The 16,487-nt window shown below is 59.7% G+C and carries 18 protein-coding genes; 6 read left to right on the top strand and 12 right to left on the bottom strand.

Annotation, left to right across the window (positions count from 1 at the left end):
- Nucleotides 1-4: 4 nt before the first annotated feature.
- The gene (locus RR42_RS07065; RefSeq protein ID WP_144409762.1) at nucleotides 5-2,956 is read right to left on the bottom strand and encodes a hypothetical protein; all 2,952 of its coding nucleotides are present in this window, start codon (nucleotides 2,954-2,956) and stop codon (nucleotides 5-7) included.
- Nucleotides 2,957-3,119: 163 nt separating this feature from the next.
- Between RR42_RS07065 and RR42_RS07060 the strand changes: the two genes are divergently transcribed.
- Nucleotides 3,120-3,335, top strand: coding sequence for a hypothetical protein (locus RR42_RS07060; protein ID WP_043345141.1), 216 nt, complete (start codon nucleotides 3,120-3,122; stop codon nucleotides 3,333-3,335).
- On the opposite strand, the gene RR42_RS07055 is transcribed toward RR42_RS07060, so the two are convergent.
- From RR42_RS07055 to RR42_RS37625, 8 genes are all read right to left on the bottom strand, one after another.
- Nucleotides 3,332-3,838, bottom strand: a complete 507-nt coding sequence (locus tag RR42_RS07055) for a hypothetical protein (RefSeq protein ID WP_043345140.1) — start codon at nucleotides 3,836-3,838, stop codon at nucleotides 3,332-3,334. The two genes, RR42_RS07060 and RR42_RS07055, sit on opposite strands and share 4 nt — an antisense overlap.
- Nucleotides 3,839-3,840: 2 nt before the next feature.
- Complete coding sequence (locus tag RR42_RS37635; RefSeq protein ID WP_052494496.1) at nucleotides 3,841-4,848, bottom strand: hypothetical protein; 1,008 nt, start codon at nucleotides 4,846-4,848, stop codon at nucleotides 3,841-3,843.
- The gene (locus tag RR42_RS07045) at nucleotides 4,849-5,229 is read right to left on the bottom strand and encodes a hypothetical protein (RefSeq protein WP_052494495.1); all 381 of its coding nucleotides are present in this window, start codon (nucleotides 5,227-5,229) and stop codon (nucleotides 4,849-4,851) included.
- 6 nt (nucleotides 5,230-5,235) lie between these two features.
- A complete protein-coding gene (locus RR42_RS07040; RefSeq protein WP_052494494.1) occupies nucleotides 5,236-5,802 on the bottom strand; it encodes a tail fiber assembly protein in 567 nt (188 codons plus the stop codon).
- Nucleotides 5,803-5,814: 12 nt separating this feature from the next.
- Nucleotides 5,815-7,035 carry a hypothetical protein gene (locus RR42_RS37630; RefSeq protein WP_052494493.1) on the bottom strand — a complete coding sequence of 407 codons (1,221 nt, stop codon included), beginning with the start codon at nucleotides 7,033-7,035 and terminating at the stop codon, nucleotides 5,815-5,817.
- A gap of 77 nt (nucleotides 7,036-7,112) precedes the next feature.
- Complete coding sequence (locus RR42_RS07030; protein WP_043345139.1) at nucleotides 7,113-7,589, bottom strand: hypothetical protein; 477 nt, start codon at nucleotides 7,587-7,589, stop codon at nucleotides 7,113-7,115.
- On the bottom strand, nucleotides 7,586-8,428 hold the full coding sequence (locus RR42_RS07025; RefSeq protein WP_063778399.1) for a hypothetical protein: 843 nt from the start codon (nucleotides 8,426-8,428) through the stop codon (nucleotides 7,586-7,588). The genes RR42_RS07030 and RR42_RS07025 overlap by 4 nt, the downstream gene beginning before the upstream one ends.
- 2 nt (nucleotides 8,429-8,430) lie before the next feature.
- Entirely contained in the window at nucleotides 8,431-9,321 is an 891-nt protein-coding gene (locus RR42_RS37625; protein WP_052494492.1) for a hypothetical protein, read from the bottom strand.
- Nucleotides 9,322-9,489: 168 nt separating this feature from the next.
- Between RR42_RS37625 and RR42_RS07015 the strand changes: the two genes are divergently transcribed.
- The 5 genes from RR42_RS07015 to RR42_RS06990 all read left to right on the top strand — a co-directional run bounded on the left by RR42_RS07015 (nucleotide 9,490) and on the right by RR42_RS06990 (nucleotide 12,565).
- Nucleotides 9,490-9,801 carry a hypothetical protein gene (locus RR42_RS07015; protein ID WP_043345135.1) on the top strand — a complete coding sequence of 104 codons (312 nt, stop codon included), beginning with the start codon at nucleotides 9,490-9,492 and terminating at the stop codon, nucleotides 9,799-9,801.
- 3 nt (nucleotides 9,802-9,804) lie between these two features.
- Nucleotides 9,805-10,140: a hypothetical protein gene (locus tag RR42_RS07010; RefSeq protein WP_043345134.1), complete on the top strand. Its 336-nt coding sequence runs from the start codon at nucleotides 9,805-9,807 to the stop codon at nucleotides 10,138-10,140.
- Nucleotides 10,141-10,142: 2 nt separating this feature from the next.
- Nucleotides 10,143-10,802: an SOS response-associated peptidase gene (locus tag RR42_RS07005; RefSeq protein ID WP_043345131.1), complete on the top strand. Its 660-nt coding sequence runs from the start codon at nucleotides 10,143-10,145 to the stop codon at nucleotides 10,800-10,802.
- 652 nt (nucleotides 10,803-11,454) lie between these two features.
- Nucleotides 11,455-12,291 carry an acyltransferase family protein gene (locus RR42_RS06995; protein ID WP_144409761.1) on the top strand — a complete coding sequence of 279 codons (837 nt, stop codon included), beginning with the start codon at nucleotides 11,455-11,457 and terminating at the stop codon, nucleotides 12,289-12,291.
- Nucleotides 12,292-12,355: 64 nt separating this feature from the next.
- A complete protein-coding gene (locus tag RR42_RS06990; RefSeq protein ID WP_144409760.1) occupies nucleotides 12,356-12,565 on the top strand; it encodes a hypothetical protein in 210 nt (69 codons plus the stop codon).
- A gap of 71 nt (nucleotides 12,566-12,636) precedes the next feature.
- Here the strand turns inward: RR42_RS06990 and RR42_RS06985 are convergent, their stop codons facing one another.
- The 3 genes from RR42_RS06985 to RR42_RS06975 form a co-directional block, all read right to left on the bottom strand.
- Nucleotides 12,637-13,338 (bottom strand): hypothetical protein, encoded by a 702-nt coding sequence (locus tag RR42_RS06985; protein WP_043345123.1) that lies wholly within the window; start codon nucleotides 13,336-13,338, stop codon nucleotides 12,637-12,639.
- Between the two features lie 8 nt (nucleotides 13,339-13,346).
- Nucleotides 13,347-15,488 carry a sialate O-acetylesterase gene (locus RR42_RS37620; protein WP_052494491.1) on the bottom strand — a complete coding sequence of 714 codons (2,142 nt, stop codon included), beginning with the start codon at nucleotides 15,486-15,488 and terminating at the stop codon, nucleotides 13,347-13,349.
- Nucleotides 15,489-15,611: 123 nt separating this feature from the next.
- On the bottom strand, nucleotides 15,612-16,481 hold the full coding sequence (locus tag RR42_RS06975; protein WP_043345122.1) for a phage tail protein: 870 nt from the start codon (nucleotides 16,479-16,481) through the stop codon (nucleotides 15,612-15,614).
- Nucleotides 16,482-16,487: the final 6 nt, after the last annotated feature.

Raw genomic sequence — 16,487 nt, 5'->3', positions numbered from 1 at the left:
CCCCTTAGGCAAGCGCCAGGCCGGCGCGATCGACCATGAACGAGGAATAGGCCCTGACCGCCTCCGAGAAACGTGCCCCCATCCCCGCATCGTCACCGTAGGCAGCATGGATGGTGGCCAACTTCTCGGGCACCTCAGGGTCCATCATGTCGGCGCTCTGGTCGATGACCGACTGGATGAAGGCGATATCGTCATCCCTATTCCGGTCAATCGCGGCCGGTAGTTGCGCTCCCTCGGCTACCACGGGCTCAGTCGGCACCTCAGGCACCGCCGGCGGCTCTCCCGATGCAGCCGGCTCCGTAGACGGCTCCACGGTCTGAGCGGTTGCTGCCAACGGGGCCGTCTCGGCAGACTGGGGATCCACGGGCGGCTCAGCAACTGCCGTCGGCTCGGGCGCAGGCTGGCCCCCAGCGCCAGCCGGGAGAGTCGGATCAGCCGGCGGCTCGGGGATGACAGGCGGCTCGGCCGGCGGGGTCGGATTGTCCGGATCCACCTGAACGGCAGCAGCAGCGACCTGTACGGCCAGGGCGGCGGCCTCGGGTGCAGCGATACCGCTCTCCTGAACCTCCACGACGGCGGGCCCAGAGGGAGCCTCCTCGGCAGGAAGAGCCGGATCGATCTGAGGGGCCGGAACAGCGCTTGCCCGGATTTCATCGGTCACGTCCACCGGGCCCGATTCGTCTTCGCGGAAGACCTTGTACATCCACCAGACATCATTCGAAATTTCGGCAACGCGCGCGGTAACGTCTGCCAGCGACAGGCCGGGCCATGAGTTGGATGCGTCTGTAGCCGGTGCCCCATTCAACTCCAGGGTGTATGCAGGCTCAGCTGCCGGCTCAGGCAGAGCCACAACCGTCGCGACTACCTCCGGCTCTGGGGTTGGGTCCAGCGCGACTTGCGGTTCCGTCGGGGGATCGATCACGACCGCAGCGATAGTGGGATCCACCACTACGACCGCAGCATCCGGCTCTGCCGGCTGCGCCGCAGCGGGCTCCACGATCGGAGACGCGACGGCTGCGGCCATGGCATCGATCGAATGCGCGAGCTGATCTGCCGTTTTGGTCATGTCGTTTTCGACCGTGCCCACGTGCGATTCCCGCCCGTCTTCCCCGGTTCGCCCCACAGCGATCGCGAAGTTTGTGAGGTTGTAGCTGGATGCGGACCGTCGATCGATACCAAACCCGTAGACCACAGGCCCGACAGTCTTGGTCAGTTGGCCGTACATCAGGCCTTCCCAGCCACGTTCCCGCAGGCCATTCCGGATGGCGTTGATGCGCTCAACGGCAATGTGATCAGCAACGTCCTGGTTTGCGATGTCCGCCGCGAACGCCGCGTAAGTCGCGTAAAGTTGAATGGCCCCGACATCAGCTTCGGGCACACCCATTGCGCGGAGGACACCGGTTTCCGCTGGGTCTAGCTTGATGGCAGCTGCTGCTGCCCGCGCTTCCGCGTCCGCACGCTCCTTCTCGGCCCGCTTCTCCACGATCGCGCGCTGAACCGTTTCAAGGGTCTGCTCTCGGTCGGAAATCTGAGCCTTGAGTCCCTCAATGCTTTCCAGACGAGCGGCTCGGCTTGCATTGACTTTCTTGAAGGCGGCAGAGTTCTTGTCCGCCAGGCGCATCACCCGGCGGGAGACTTCCCGAACGTTAAGGTCGGCACCCCGCTCGCGAGCCACCACGATGGTGATGTCCTTCTTGTTCAGCAGCCACTTCCACGAAATGAGCTCGTCGTTCGGCTGCACACGGCTGACGCTGGCCTGATTGCCGCTGTGAAAGTAGATCGTCATGGTCTGGCCGTCGCTCATCTCGAAGATAGCAGCGACATTGACAACTCCGCGAATCTTGTAAGGCTTGGTGATCGTGTAGGCGGCGACGTTCAGGCCGGTACCGGTGCGGTTCATGACGTTCTGCAGTAGCCCCATTCGGCGCTGCAACAGCTTGAACGGCACCACCATCGCGTCCAGCGTCATCACCTCTTCGGCATCCTGGTGGATCTCATCTTCCGTCACCGGATCAAACACCAATCCGGCACCGTCGTCGTGCCGGCGGATGTCATATAAGACCGCGTCCAGCGTCTTGTTTTCCGGCATGTCGCCGGCCCATGTCACTTTGTCCATCGTGGCTCCTTCGGGAAGCTGCGCGGCAGTCAGTTCCTGCGTCGTATCACCGCCTGCCAGCCATTGCTTTAACTGCGCCACGGTCAGGGACACGATGGAGCCCAGCCCCCTCCAATCCCGGTCGTAGCTCTCCTGGTAGGCTTGGATCGCGCTGCTGCGATCCGCAAAGCCGAGCATGGTCTTGTGCTCATCGAAGCGGCCGGAGCGCGGGTCCACCTGGTTGATCACGTAGACACGCGTGGATTCGGGCACCGGGCCGATAAAGCAATCCACCTCGTCGCCGTCTGCACCTGTGGTCCCTTCGATATAGCCGTAGTGAGCCGCCATGCGGTTCGACCATTCGTGGCCGTCAGGGTCGACACCCGAGCGAACGGACCCGCGCGGCTGCTCAATCGCCACCGGAAGGCCGAACATTTCGGTATGTCCGACCTTGTAGTCGTTCGCCAGGCACTGCGCAGGCGTAGGCAACGGAAGGTTGTTGTCCCCGAATGCCCCGTCATGGGCGGCGCGCTCGAGCAGAGCGAAAGCATCCTCGCTTACACCATCCCGAGTGCCCGCGTCATTGGGCGACACCAGTTCGGACGGGATCCCGCCGACGACGGCGTATAGGGTGAGACCATCGCGCGGCTCCGGGGAAACGGCGAATGCGACGGCATAGCGAACCTTCTCCGCCGTGAAGCTGACACCCACGACCAAGCCATATAGGACTAACGGTGACCCATCCTCAGACTCAATGGAAACTGCGACATTGCCACCGATGGTATTTGCTGCTGGTAGGTGGCCGGCGGCAAGTTGATTCGCCTCCGCGCCAGTGAGAATGCAGTAATCAAGCCAAGACATGCTCGCCCCTTATAGATGAGGCGATGGTACGGGGCCACGTTGGCTGGACTACGAGGGTTTTTCCGGTTGCCAATGGTTGCCGCTCTAGACGGCATAATTGCGCTTGCCTTTTTAGCCTTATATGACTATTATTAGCTCAAATTGACAAGCAAGGACTCCCACTATGAGCACCACAAGGATCAAGATCGGGAATGGCGCATATGCCGGCGTGAACAGCTTTGCACTCGCCTATTCGAAGGCTGCGGCTGTTCGGGAACTGCGCGATCGGGGTCTGAAGCGCGACGACGCGCGCAAGGCGGTAAATGAGGCCGCCCAAGGCCAGTACCTCTGCGTTCGTGGCCAGGGCTTCGACGTTATTGAGGTTCAGCTAGCCATTTAGTCAGGAAAGCCGCCGATGTACGTGAGGTCGTCTCGCTTGGACAGCAGATATTTCCGTGCGTATGGGGGAATGTTGACCGCCCCATCAACTTCCATAACCTCGTAGGCGATCTTGATCTCGTCGGCTAGCAGCAGGTAGACCACATCATGTTTCTGCACCACGCGCCTGTCGGGATCGGTATGCAGGTCAACGAACTCCACCAGGGCATACATCTGGGCCGATGTCATGTCGATCGCGTCGTCTCGGTTCACGACTTGGCCGCCGCCGTAGGCTTCGGTGATGAGGAGCTTGCCGTATCCCAGGTCATCCCAGTCGACGTCTGGCTCGTCTTCAGAATCGAGCACGGCCAAGCCGCCGAGCGTCGGCAATCCTCCCAAGTCGTCCGGCGGCATGTTGGCACGGTTGACGACCTTGCGATAGACGGCACAGTCCATATTGTTCGGGTGGCGTAGCACCACCGCACGCGCCGCCCTGTTGATGTCTTGAGGGACCTTGTTTAGCATGGTTATTTCTTCCTCAACGTCGTCATGATCGTCTTGAAATCCGCATCGGAGATCTGGCCGAGTTCCTTCAGCCGGCGCAAGTTGCGCTCAGCATCGAATCGCGCCTGGTCGGCGTCCTTCTTCGGCGGGGCCTTCTTCGCTGCGACGATCTTCTGTAGTGCCTTGACCTCTTTCTGTGGGTGCTTGACCTGGATCTCGCTTCGCTTGCGCGCCTGCTGCTTGGCGATCTTCTCGGCCTGCTCCTTGCTAATAGTGGCGTGCTTCCTAGCCTCGTCGGACTGGCCGCGCTCGATCATCTGAGCCACCACGTTACGGATCGACGTGCTCCGCTGGAGCTCGTGCATCACCCGCAAGATATGCTTGCAGGCCACGCCAGTCAGCATGGGGTTCTTGATCTTCGGAAACGCGGTCTCGTTGTAGACGAGGTTGAAGCCTCCAATCGTGGCAATGTACCCATACCAAAAGCGCCAGCGCCCGCAGTCGCACCATAGGCGCAGCGGGCTCTTTTTCACCAGCTCCGTCGCGAGCTTCTTCGGGTCCAGCGGCGATGCCGTGGCCACCGAGTAGCCCATTAAATCCACATGGACATGATGCCGCGCCACGTCGGAATTTGGCCCGGCATTGGTGATGAACCGCACAGTTCCGCGATTCGCGCCAGCCGGAATCGCATGGTGGATCTGCTGGTTCGCCCTCTCCCGGTCTTCCGGCCGGGCCAGGTTGATCACCTTTTGGGCCGTCAGGCCCTTTTTGTAGTGTCGCCCAATCGTGGCAATGTTGTCACGAAACGCCTGCAGATCCTCGACCGTGATCGTCCGCAGTTCGCCGCCGAGTGTTGTTTTAAGCACTCGCTCGGCATCGTATTCGCCCCGGACGTCCGCCGGGGATAGGAGTGTGGATGCACGCGCCCGCCTGTCCTGGTCGGCCTTGAGGCGCTCGCGAGCCTCCTTGACCGAGCCACGATGATTGACCAGGTCCTTGATCTGGTCGGCCTTCGAACGTGGAGGTGCCACTTAACTTGTCCCGTTGGTGAGGCTGCCAAGGAGCAGCGCGTACTCTGGCGGGATGGCCGTCGGGCTCGTGACTGGTCGATCATCGGCCAAGTTCACAAACCCGGCCGCCGTCTTGATGTCCTTCAACTGCGCCTCGGTTGGCAGCACCAGCAACTGCTCCGTCAGTTGCTGCTCGATCGAGTCCAGGCCGGCGGCCGCCATGACAGCCAGAAACTCATCCCGCCTGCCATACACGCGCTGTGAGACCAAAGTCATGTCCCAGCGCTCGTCCGGCATGGTCTGGTAGCGCAGCGCTGTACCCCAGACTGGGGTCTGCGAGGCGAATGTCCGGACGCGCTTGTAGAAGTCGCTGACCGAGGCGGTATTCTGCTCGATGCTCATGCCGGCTTACGCTGCTGGAGGATCCGGCCAGACGATGCTGGCAGGATACCCGGCCTGGTCTACGACTTTTGCCACGGCGAGCTGATATGCTGCCCATGCCTTGAAGCTTGCGACTTCGGCATCCGAGAGAAGCCCGGCGGCGAACGCATCCGCCTTGCCGGCGGTCATTTGCCGTGCCTGGATGACGCGTCTCTCCATTTCCGCCAAGGCCTCTGCCCGCAGCCTGGTATCCACCAAGGTTGAGTTCAAGGCCCATCCCCCTGCCTCCCAGGAGTAGTCGCTGGACGGGCGCGGGGTATCTGCCAGACCCAGATCGGCCAGCGTCTTCCCAATCTGGATGACCTCGACCGCCTCGCCCGTGTCTTGCCGGTAGGCAAGCACGCCCCGGTAGTCGGGGACGAGTACCCATGCGTCAGCCCGCCGCACCGGCCAGGTATAGCGAGTTCGATCGGGCAACGCATCCGGAGTGGTGAAGGCCGGCTGCAACCAGCGGTCCTGATTGCGAGGGTCGGCCTCTGCCAGCGTACTGCTCAGATACTGCCCCGTTTCGCTGTCGAAGTGATGAAGCAACATGATGGGCTCTCCTTAATAGGCGCGCATGAACATCGGCCAGGCGACGTTTCGTGACCTGGCTTCCCCGCTACCGTCGGCGTACACCGTAATGTTGTGGTTGTGGCTGCCATCGCCGATGATGCTGTGGACGTGCCCCCCATTCGTGCTGGTGTAAATCGGGTCGCTTGTTGGATTCAGGGCCGGGTCTAATGGCTCCCCGCCGTAATGGTTGTTCAAGGAACTGCGATAGAAACTGGTGCTGTGGTTGTGGTCCCCGTTGTACGAGGTAGTGGCACCGTGCGAGTGGTAACCCTGCACGTCCGCGTACGCTCCGTGTGCGTGGGACAGATTCTGGCTGCCCTGCCAGGACCCTATGATTCGGCCGGAATCGACACCGCGTGCATCGTCCAACGCACGAATGAACTCCCCTCGAACCTCTGGGACCCGGAATGTCGTCGCCCCATCGCCAGTTGAGAAACTGCCAGGACTCGCCGGCCAAGCCGCTTCTGAAACCAGATTCCCGCTCGCCTGCGCAAACTGCCACAAAGCGGGATAGTTGGCGCGGAGCAGAAGCACACCGTTGAGCTTGATGGATCCGGCCGGCGCAGTCGTGCGCGGACTGAAAAATACTCGCCCGATCGTATCGGCCAGGATAGCGGCCGCAATCGCTCCTTGCGCGAAAGCGGTCGTAGCTAGCAGCGTGCTGTTGTCGCTGGCCGGCTGGGTGGGGGCCCGTGGTGTATTGATGAACGTCGGGCTGTCCAGCGGCGCGTACTGAGGGTGCGCATTGGGGTCAATGACGTGCTGACCGATCAGCAGCGGTACCGAGGCTGCATTGGGGTCGACCGTGACGGTAATGCTGTCGGGCGGCAGCGCCTTGAAGCCAAGGGAATACGATATCGTGGTCGAAATCTCATCCGACACGTACAGCGAAGGCGCAGCCGTCCGGCCATAGACCGCAAACAGTATGCTTCCGGCGTAGAACCCAATCTCGCCAGACCAAAATGGTTGACCTGCATTCGCGCGCCCACTGGCATAGACCTGGATCTGCGTGGGCGAAATACGCCCGCCGCCGGCTATCGGCAGGCGAAGCTTTTCGTTCTGCAGCGCGTGCTCGGTACCATCGGGCACATACTGCCCGGTTCCCAGTGCGATGTGGGTGATTGCAAGTTCGACACCTGTGTTCTGCGCATTGAATAGCGCAGTCAGCCCGTCTGCGGTGACGGTAGGTGTCAATGGAATGGAAGTTGGCATCCCGCCGGACTCCTAAGACTAGTGGAGTCATTGTCGGGAATGCCCTATCGCGCCAAGCTCGGCGTTTTCCGTAACGGTCAGACGCTCAATATGCCGCCGCGTTGGATCTCAAGCAGGCGATCGGCCATGTTCACGACCTTGTTTAGGGTACGTGACCGCTTGACATACCAGCAGGTGGCCATGACGGCCACCTGGCAATTCAAGGTGTTGGGATTGATCCGGTAGGTCCGACCACCGTTGGTGCTGAGGCCGTCATCCTGGATGCAGTGAGTAGGGTTACTCCGGCTCGCCTTATCCTCGATGTGGATCTGCTTCCCCCGGCTCAACTCGAAGAATGCCTCAATGGCTTCCGGGAAGTGATCAACGGTGAAGAGGGCCTCGCGCGCGGGCAACTCTGCGTTGCTGACAATCACGCAACCGCCAAATCGGTCCTCTCGAAACGCCACCTCCTTGTTGACGACCAAGAGACCCGTGTCCAGGTCATACAGCGAATAGACGGTTCTCGGCTCGCCCTCAAACCCGGTGATCGATGCCTGGATGAGACGCTTGGTCATAGGTTATGGCTTGGCATGGTCGAGTTGAGGAGCGTCGTCAACGCATCGTCGGTGTTGGCGATCGCGATGGCACCCCCACCAAAGATGGGCACCTGGTAAGTGTCGTCCACCTGCATTTCCGTGCCCACCACCTCGTCCGTGATGCGGATCACTCGGGTGTATGGATAGCCGTTGGGATCCTCCGGCGAACCATCGCCCTTGCCATCGTTCGGCTCATCCCCCTTGGGCGCGCGGAACAGCGGAATCGATTCGCGCAGCATGATATCGACCACCAGCAGGGTGAGGTTCTTTTCATCCGTCTGGATGCTCTGCGCCGGCGTGTCGATGTTCTCGATCATTACCGGCCACTGGTGATCGAGGCCCGCGAACCGGTATGTCGCGTAGAAACGCCGATTGGGAACGGAGGCCACCCAGAGGCAAAACTGAGCTGCCAAGCTCCTGGCGCTCTCCTCCTCGGCGGCCGCGATCAGCAGTTGCGCCCTTCGATCCCCCTGCATCTGTCGCAACTTGAAAATGCGACCCTTCTCGTCTGCCGGCACTGTGATCCATTCGTCGTCACCAACCTGGCGCGAAAAATCGCCAGATACCGGTACGTAGTCCTTGGCCAATGCCACGATCATCACTGGGAGGAACGCACTGCTACCCGGCTGACCATTGTTGTCGTTCCTGCGCCAGGCTGCGAGCATCTCCTCGGCTGCGTCGATCATCCGGCCCGGTGCGTAGACGATGCATGACTTCAGCCCGCGAGCACAGAACTCGGTCATGGCAGGGGTGGTCGGCACGAGGGACGAGTAGTACCCACCGAGATAGTGCCCGAAGGCCTTTTTTGTCTCTTGCATTGCTAGCGGCCCAGAAGCCGGCTCATAAACCCTTTTAGGGCCGGCTCTTCAGCCTGCTTAGGCTCATCGATGCGTGCCAGGACTGCGGTCCTGAAACCTTGGATGGTCCGTTGGAGTCGGTGGGTAGCGTCAGAATCCGTCACGATTGGCATGACCGATTCAAGCGTGCCAATAGAGTCCAGGGTAGCCGCCGCCCCCTTCTTCATCAGCATGGACTGGAGCTGCACAATCTCCGCCTCCATCCTGCCAACTACCGACAGAGCGCGATCGAGATCGCCCACCGCCCTGTCCCGGTCCTGCTGAACACAGTCCAAGAGTTTGCCGATGCCGGCGATCTGCTCCTGGTACTCGGCTACCGCCTCGACAGCATCGAACGTACCCAGCACCCCATCCAGCGCCAGGTCATAGCCCCGATTCTTGGTGTAGTTTGGCTCGAGCACGTAGTCAAAACCGTAGAACTCGGGGCGCAACTCATCGATGGCGGATGAGAATCCTCCCGCCTTGCTCGCGTACAGGCGCTGAGCCAGCCGGCCGGCGTTCGTATCGAGAAACTCGGCTTGATGCTCGATCGTCCCATCGTCAAAGGCCTTCAGGGAGATCGTTACCAAGGCCGGCTCGACTGCCACCTGCTTGCCGTCCACCAGGCCACCTTCCGATGGATTCATGCCGAACTTCACCCGGGGCCAGTGCCCGAAGTAGCCGAACATGTCCCGGTGACGCACCTTCTCCTGGCATGCCCCGCCGTTCACAGTTGCAACGATGCGCGGCACGTCGAAATTGCGTTCCTTGCCTCGGAACTGGCGGCCCCGGTCTCGGAGGTTGTAGCGAATGACTTCGGTTTGCATAGCAGCCAATGGAGATACCGTTTCCCCATTGTCAGCGGCGGCAGTCATGCATCCTTGGCTAGTTTTCCGCTCCGCATCCCAGCTGAGTTATACTGTACATTCATACAGTGGTTTTCTGACAAAATGACCCTGAGTGATGCCCCAGAGCCTTGGGTGCGCGCGCTACGCCATGCGGTGCGCGGCGGCACTCCGGATGCCTATGGAGATCCGTTCACCATGCGCCTCTACATCCTGGACCCCAACGGTCGGCCGGTACACGTCCTGGACGGACATTCTCACTACCGCTTCCTTAAGGATGGCTTCCGCCGCTTTGTGCTCCGAACTGACCTGCCCTACCAAGGTGCTCACGTCTGGACCTGCTTCAGCCCGTGGTCAGACGCCAGGGGAGATATTCCGGTCTTCCTGACGCATCTGAAGGGCCCCTCCGTCGACAAGGTGTTCACCTCATCGAGTTGGGAAGAGGCACAGGAAAAGCACCGCCGAGTGGCGGAGAAGGCGCAACGCGTCTTGCCAGCCCAGAAATCCTGAGTCATGACGCGAAATTTACCGATTGGTCCGGACGGACGTTATGAGTATCCGAGGCGTACCGCCGCCGAGCTCCGTGCGATCTATGCGCGCAACCCGTGCCCTGAGGTCCGCGAGCTCCTGTGGGAGATCCATCGTTTGCGCATACTGCTGGTGCGCGCCAACCAGTTGCAGAAGGCATACGACTGCGGCTGCCATGCCTCCCACATGCAGATTCTCGACAAATTCCGCGCGGAGATTCAAGGCGAACCATGCATCGAGGAACGGGAGGCATGGGAGCGGGAGTTCTTCGGGCCGCCGCAGCAAAGCGTCTACACTCGCAATAAAAATCGGAGGGACTAGCCTTGTGCAATAACTACGCCCCTGTCCAGCGCCAGTTGCTGCGTGACGTCTACGGCGTCGAGCCGCCCGCCCTGGACTATCCGCCAGAGACCTGGCCGGATTACGCAGCGCCAATCATCGTGGCCGCCGGCGACGGCGCGCGCCAAGCGCTGGTCGGAACCTTTGGCATGGTGCCGAAGGCCAGAATCCCACCCGGTGTGGCCAAGTTCGATACCACCAATGCACGATCGGAGACGGTTGGCGAGAAGCGCTCGTTCTCCGGTTCATGGAAGAAGGGGCAACTCTGCTTGGTACCGGCCAGCGCGTTCTATGAACCCAACTACGAGAGCGGGCCCAAGTCAGTCCGCTGGCGGATCTGGCTGAAGGACGAGCCGGATTTCGCCATCGCTGGCCTTTGGCGGGCGTGGCCGGGCGACGCCGGCACCGAGGTATTCAGTTTCACCATGCTAACGATCAACTCGGACAAGCATCCGCTGATGAGCCGCTTCCATGCGCCAGGCAAGGAAAAGCGAATGATCGTCATCGTACCTCGGGCGGAATGGGACGACTGGCTGACCTGCCGGGATCCGGAGCGGGCTAGGAGCTTCATGCAGCCTTACCCTGCCGATCGGATGAATGCGGAGGCTGCGCCGCGTGCGCCAAGAGCCAAAGCGGCAGAGTAAGCGGCAAGATCAGGCGGCCGGGCGCAGTGCAGGCGCGGGGGGGGGGCCGGCGCTGATTGGTTCGGGCATTTGTGACCCCGGAAAAGAAAATGCCCGCTCTGGCCGGGGTGTGGTTGCACTTCGGTTTCTGCCTATTCGGGCAACTCGGTAACCGGCTTTGGATGGAGGAAATGCTAGGGGGTGGGGAGCAATTCGAGTTCAGACTCAAACGCTCCCCCAATATTGGGGGATCAAAGAATGCAGACCGGCCGTACACTGCTTCCAACGTGTGCACTGCACCATGAGGCCGCTATGAGCATTTACCTGCTGGGTTTCCTCGTCTTCGAGGCGCTCTGGTTCTTCCCATTCCGGAAGGTTTTCCGGATGGCCCGCTTCGAGTCGGGCTACGAGTATCTAGCCCTGATCCCTATTTTTGGGCCTCTGGTCTGCGTCTGGATTCTTGCATTCAGGCCCTGGCCCCTGAAATCAAGACTGGTGCGTACATGGACGCCCTAAGATAAAAAAGCCACCCTGGTGCGGCTATTTGCCGAAAACCGGCTCCGGTGGAGATGCGTACCCCCCCGAACTGGGGGATCCCAGAATACGCAGCCACCGTATACTCGCTGCCAGATTGGACCGCGCCGCGGGCCTACTTGATCTCAATCTGCTGAAGATGAAAAACACACTCGGTCAGCCGCGCCTGATTGAACTCGACTTTGCGCGTGGGGTTGCGATTCTTCTTGCGGTTGGTTGGCATTTCAACGTCCATACTGGCTACGCTGTACTAGATTGGATGCAGGCGCCTGGCAGGACAATAGGGTGGGCCGGCGTTGATCTGTTCTTCGTGCTAAGCGGGTTCCTCGTCGGCGGCCTGATCTTCAGCGAAATAAAGCGGACTGGTGGATTTGCCGCAGGACGATTCCTGATCCGTAGAGCCTTCAAGATATGGCCCGTCCTCTATTTGTATATTGCGCTGCTCGTAGTGACTGGCCGATATAAGCCCATGGAGATTGTCCCTCAGACGATTCTCCATTTGCAAAACTACTGGCTCACGCCTCTCAGTCATCTATGGAGCCTCGCAGTCGAGGAGCATTTCTATCTGCTCTTCGCCCTACTCGCATCAGCGTTCTCGCTGGGAGTCGCCCAGATTAGGCGTGTTCCCAAGGTTCTCGCCGGGATAATGGTTGTCGCCTTGGTGGCGCGGGTCTCTGGCAGCATACTTGGCGTTGATCCGCACACACTCCAGGTTCAGACGCAGTTCCGAATTGACTCCCTAGCCTGCGGCGTGCTGCTGGCGTACGCGAAGTTCTTCTTGCCGGAGATGTTCTCATCTCTCCTCAAGTACAAGTGGCTTTGGGCGGCCGTTGCGGCAGCTAGCGTCTCCTTCTTGGTTTTCGCCCATTCTGAAAAGGTACTAATTGCGACTGTATGGATACTCGATTGCGTACATCGGGGCGGCAGCCTTCCTGCTCCTGATTCTCGACGGTCGCACGGTCACCTCGCGGAATAGACTCGCGAGTTTTGTGGCTTGGATCGGCACTTACTCATATGCCACGTATGTCTTTCAGTTCGTCATGTTCAGAGCCCTCGAAAGGATGTGGCTGAAATCCGGCCTTGGCACTATCCCGCCAGTCGTCGAGCTTTCCATGAAATACGGCGGCGCGATCATCCTGGCAGTCATCATCACCAAGGCCATTGAACGGCCAAGTCTGCGCCTTCGTGATCATCTATTCCCCGCGCAGCGCTCCACAGCAGAGACTGACCCAGTCACTGCCAATGCGTAACCATACAAAGCCGCGCGAAGGCCAAGGCGCCCTTCACAAGCGGCGCAGATTCCCTCTGTATCATGCGGCGCTTATCCGATCGTTAGCACTGACCCAAGCTGGCTCTTGAGATAGTTGTAGTAGAGCAGAAGATCGGAATGCGAAAGCGCGGCATTCCATACGCCTGCATGTGCCATCTCGATGGTATTCGGGAATGTGGCCGTTGCATCGTAGTCGGCGAGCAGCCTCACGTTTCTGGACGGCATCCCGGTAACCACTCCCGCAGCAGAGGCGGAGGTGAATGATCCGTTGTTGACATACCCAACCTCCAACGTGCCGCCGTCGTAAGTCACGTACATCAAGTAATAGCTCCCAGCGGTCAAGCCGGCCAAAGATCCAGCATTGGCCGCCGCGCTCCCTGCACTGCCGGCACAGAGTCCATTCAGGTTGCCATTGAAATAGAAGCACGCGCCTTTAGGCGCAGCACCGTCATAGTTGCCCATGGCGACTGCACTTGCTGCTGCCGGTGCCTTCATCAGGGCAGCCAGCGTCAAGGTTGCAGGCATCGCCACGCCAGTGTTCAGGCCGTTAAGGTACGTCCCCGACATGGAGTTGGCGTTGATCGTCGGCGACCCGACTAGCGACGTTGCCGCCGCTCCAGGAACAAGGTTGTTCTGCACCGCACCTGCGCCGCCGCCGAGCTTGAATAGGCCGACAATGTTGGCCGTCTTCGGGAGTTGCTGCGCGACCGCATACTTAAACAGCGCGTCATTGATTTGTAGGCTAACACCCATACTTCACCTCAATTGAGAATTTGTTCGTCAACGATGGCCCAGTTGTGCATGGGCTGATTCCCCGCGCCTGCATAGACGATGGTGTCGCCCATGCTGTCCCGCAAGCAGCCACGAGGACCTGCTGTCCTGCCGTAGTTCGCTGTCCCATTGCCCCAGCCATAACGCCACTTCGCGCCAGCCGGGATCGCGGTGGCCGCAACGATCTTTACCGTATCGTTCTGCAAGAGAGACACGCCGCTGATCGTCAGCGGATTGCCAGAAGAATCCACTAGCGAGAACCCGTAGTTCCCCGGGTCAGTCACATATGAGGTATCGAATACAAGGCCCCCACCTGGAACGTTGAACTTGATTAGAGCAACCTTTCCCTGCCTGACCCACGATGTCGCCATGGTCGGTTTCCAGACGAGGCCATCGATTACGACCCGCTTATAGACGAGACCGTAGTAGGCACCCAGCCACCTTGACGACACGTTTGTCAGGTGCACGCCAGCATCCGAGTTATCGAACTGGTACATCGGGCAAGCCAGGAACATATTGGCGTTTTGCCGGCACGCATCTCGCTGCGCAAATGCGATTGTTGGGTAGGTGCCGCCAAGCGCCTTATATGAGCCCATCTGATACATGATCATGCGAACGGCTTGGGATTGTCCGCTGGCGGCTGCGGCATCCGAATTCACATTAGCAAGCAGAGTGTTTAGCGCGGTGATATAGGCGCTGGCTGACGTGCCGAGACTCTGATCCGCCTCGCCCTGCGTCCAGGTTATTGCCGTCGTTTGATACAACTTGCTCGCTGCATTGGCAAGGCTGACGCCATAAGATACGTCATTGAGCAGCCGCTGATAATAAGAGCCACCTTTCGACAGATTTGCAATCGATTGGCTTCCCTGCCCAGGAGCAGAGCCGAGCAATGACATCGCCGAGGCATTGAAGCCGGGATTCTCGGCAACTAGACGCTCGTGAATGAACTCCGTCATGCCAGACAATGGTGTCTCGCCTGCAACACCATTCCCGGTATCGAACTGCGTTTCAACCATCGGGATGAGGCTTGCGTGCGTTACTGCCGGATCGGTGCCGCCATCTTGTGCGCGAACTCCCCCATTGAAACTGACTGCGTTGTACTTCTGCACCGTCGACAAGGGTGGCAACGCATTCACACCTTCGCCGAGGGACTGACCATAGCTGATGACGTGCGGCATGTCTGGCATGAGCGCTGAAACGGTAGATGCCGCAACCGCAAGGCTTTGCGCACTCACGCTCGTGACCTTTAGGGCTCGCACGGTTAGCGTGTCCACCTCAACGCTACCGTCGGCGTTAACCCGCGCAGCCGTACTCCCAAAGCCGTCCTTAATCGAGAACACTCCGGAAGTTGGCGTGCTCTGCTCAGATATTACGGACGACGATCCGATATTCAGTTGATTGATGGAGGTAAGCAGCGCCGTTAGATTCGAGATAATGAACGAACCAGATGTTGTAATGCCTGCTGCCATTTGCCCAAGGGAATCCATCCAGGCATAAGAGTAGCCGGCCGGCGGTGAGGATGCCGTTGTGAGGTTTCCGATGCGGCTCACCGTGGCCACGAGGTTCGCGATGTCCGTGACTACTGCGGTAAATGTGCCGTCCGTTTTTACGCCGATAGCGGCACTAAAGAACGCATCAGTAAGTGCCCACGCATATCCAGACGGTGCGAGAGACGGAAGGATTGACTGCAAAGCAGATACAGCAGCCGACGATGGGTAGATCGCTATCAGCGTTGCGGACGCACTATTTACGCGTCTATATTCAAAAGCCGCGATAACGCCCGAACCTTGCACTTTGAAAGCCTGCCCATCAGCAACGGCAGCCCGCCCCGTCGGCTCATCCACATAGACGCCAGCCTGGATCAGCGCGCCATCGCGTGCCGCCTGAGCACCGGTCATAGCAAACTGAGCACCTGTCATTGCAGACTGCGCTGCGTCCTTACTCGCGTTTACCTGACCGAGTAAGCCAGCCGCGTTGATAGCCGCATCATTGTCTTTCGCCTGCTTGGCTATTGACGGCACCGGGCCACCGGCTGTCTGTACAAGGGTGTTCTGGTCACCGTTCACATACTGATGGTTGAGACCCTCATCCACGATGAATTGGTCTACCTTGTCCTGCAGCGGGTTACTCATAGCTCTTTCAGTGCCCTTGCTCAATAGCCGCAAGATAACAATCTGGGGCAGCCACCGAACCGTGCAATTTCCCGAAATCGATATCCAGTTCGCCGGGATGCCTACCGCTCGATCTGCTCGGCCCTACTGGAAGGTTTGCGGTAAGGTCACGTTGACAAGCGTATGCAGTTCGTCCAGATATGGCGCGAAGGCCGCGAGCCTTTGCGTAATTGCATCTCGCTGCTGGGAAGCTGTCCAAGAACTGGACCAGCCCGGCACAGCCAGGATCCACGAGTACCAAGGAAGCAGAGAATCTGGAGCGGATGGCAGCTTCGCGCCGACATCGAGCGCGGTGTAGAGCATCGAAAGATCAGATTGAGAGGGGCTTGGAGGTGGCACTCCCACCAGCAACTGCCCATCATAAAAGCCAAAGGTCTCCGTGAGCGCCCCTGATGCAACGCTAATGGTGTTCCCCGCACGCTTCAGCACCTCGATATCGAGTACGAAGCGCGCGGCCATGACGGACCGTAGCGCCGGCAACACTCGCGGGATACTTACCCCCGTCTCATTGTCGTCATCAATCGAAACGGTTATGCGGCTTGTGAGGTAGTGGGTGTCGTGTGGGTTGGCCCCTAGTTCACCTCGTGCCACCAGCTTCGTTGGGTAGGACTGACTCTTGTCCTGCCACATCTGCTCTACCCGCCAGCCATCCGGCCAGAGCAATTGGAGGTACGTTCGAAGGAAGGTCAAACCCCGCTTAGGATTGCGAGCGTGCCAGGCGCGATACAGGTATCGAACCGCGTTGGTGTCATCGCCGAATACGGCGAGTCCGTCCCGCTTGATACTCCGGGCCAGCAGATCCAGTGAGCCGAGATGAGCGGTACCATAGACATTCAGGTCCCGCTCGTCCCCACGAAGATAGGTCGCAAACAGGTCCAGAAATACCTGCTTGAGCTCGGCCTCAACTTCGTTGGCTTCCCAACTGTTCTGAAGTGGCCCCAGAGTGGGCGTCATGTCCTC

Source organism: Cupriavidus basilensis (genome assembly GCF_000832305.1).
In the GTDB taxonomy this organism is placed as follows: Bacteria; Pseudomonadota; Gammaproteobacteria; order Burkholderiales; family Burkholderiaceae; genus Cupriavidus; species Cupriavidus basilensis_F.
The sequence above is the reverse complement of the archived record's forward strand: the minus strand, read 5'-3'. Positions and strand labels throughout refer to the sequence as shown.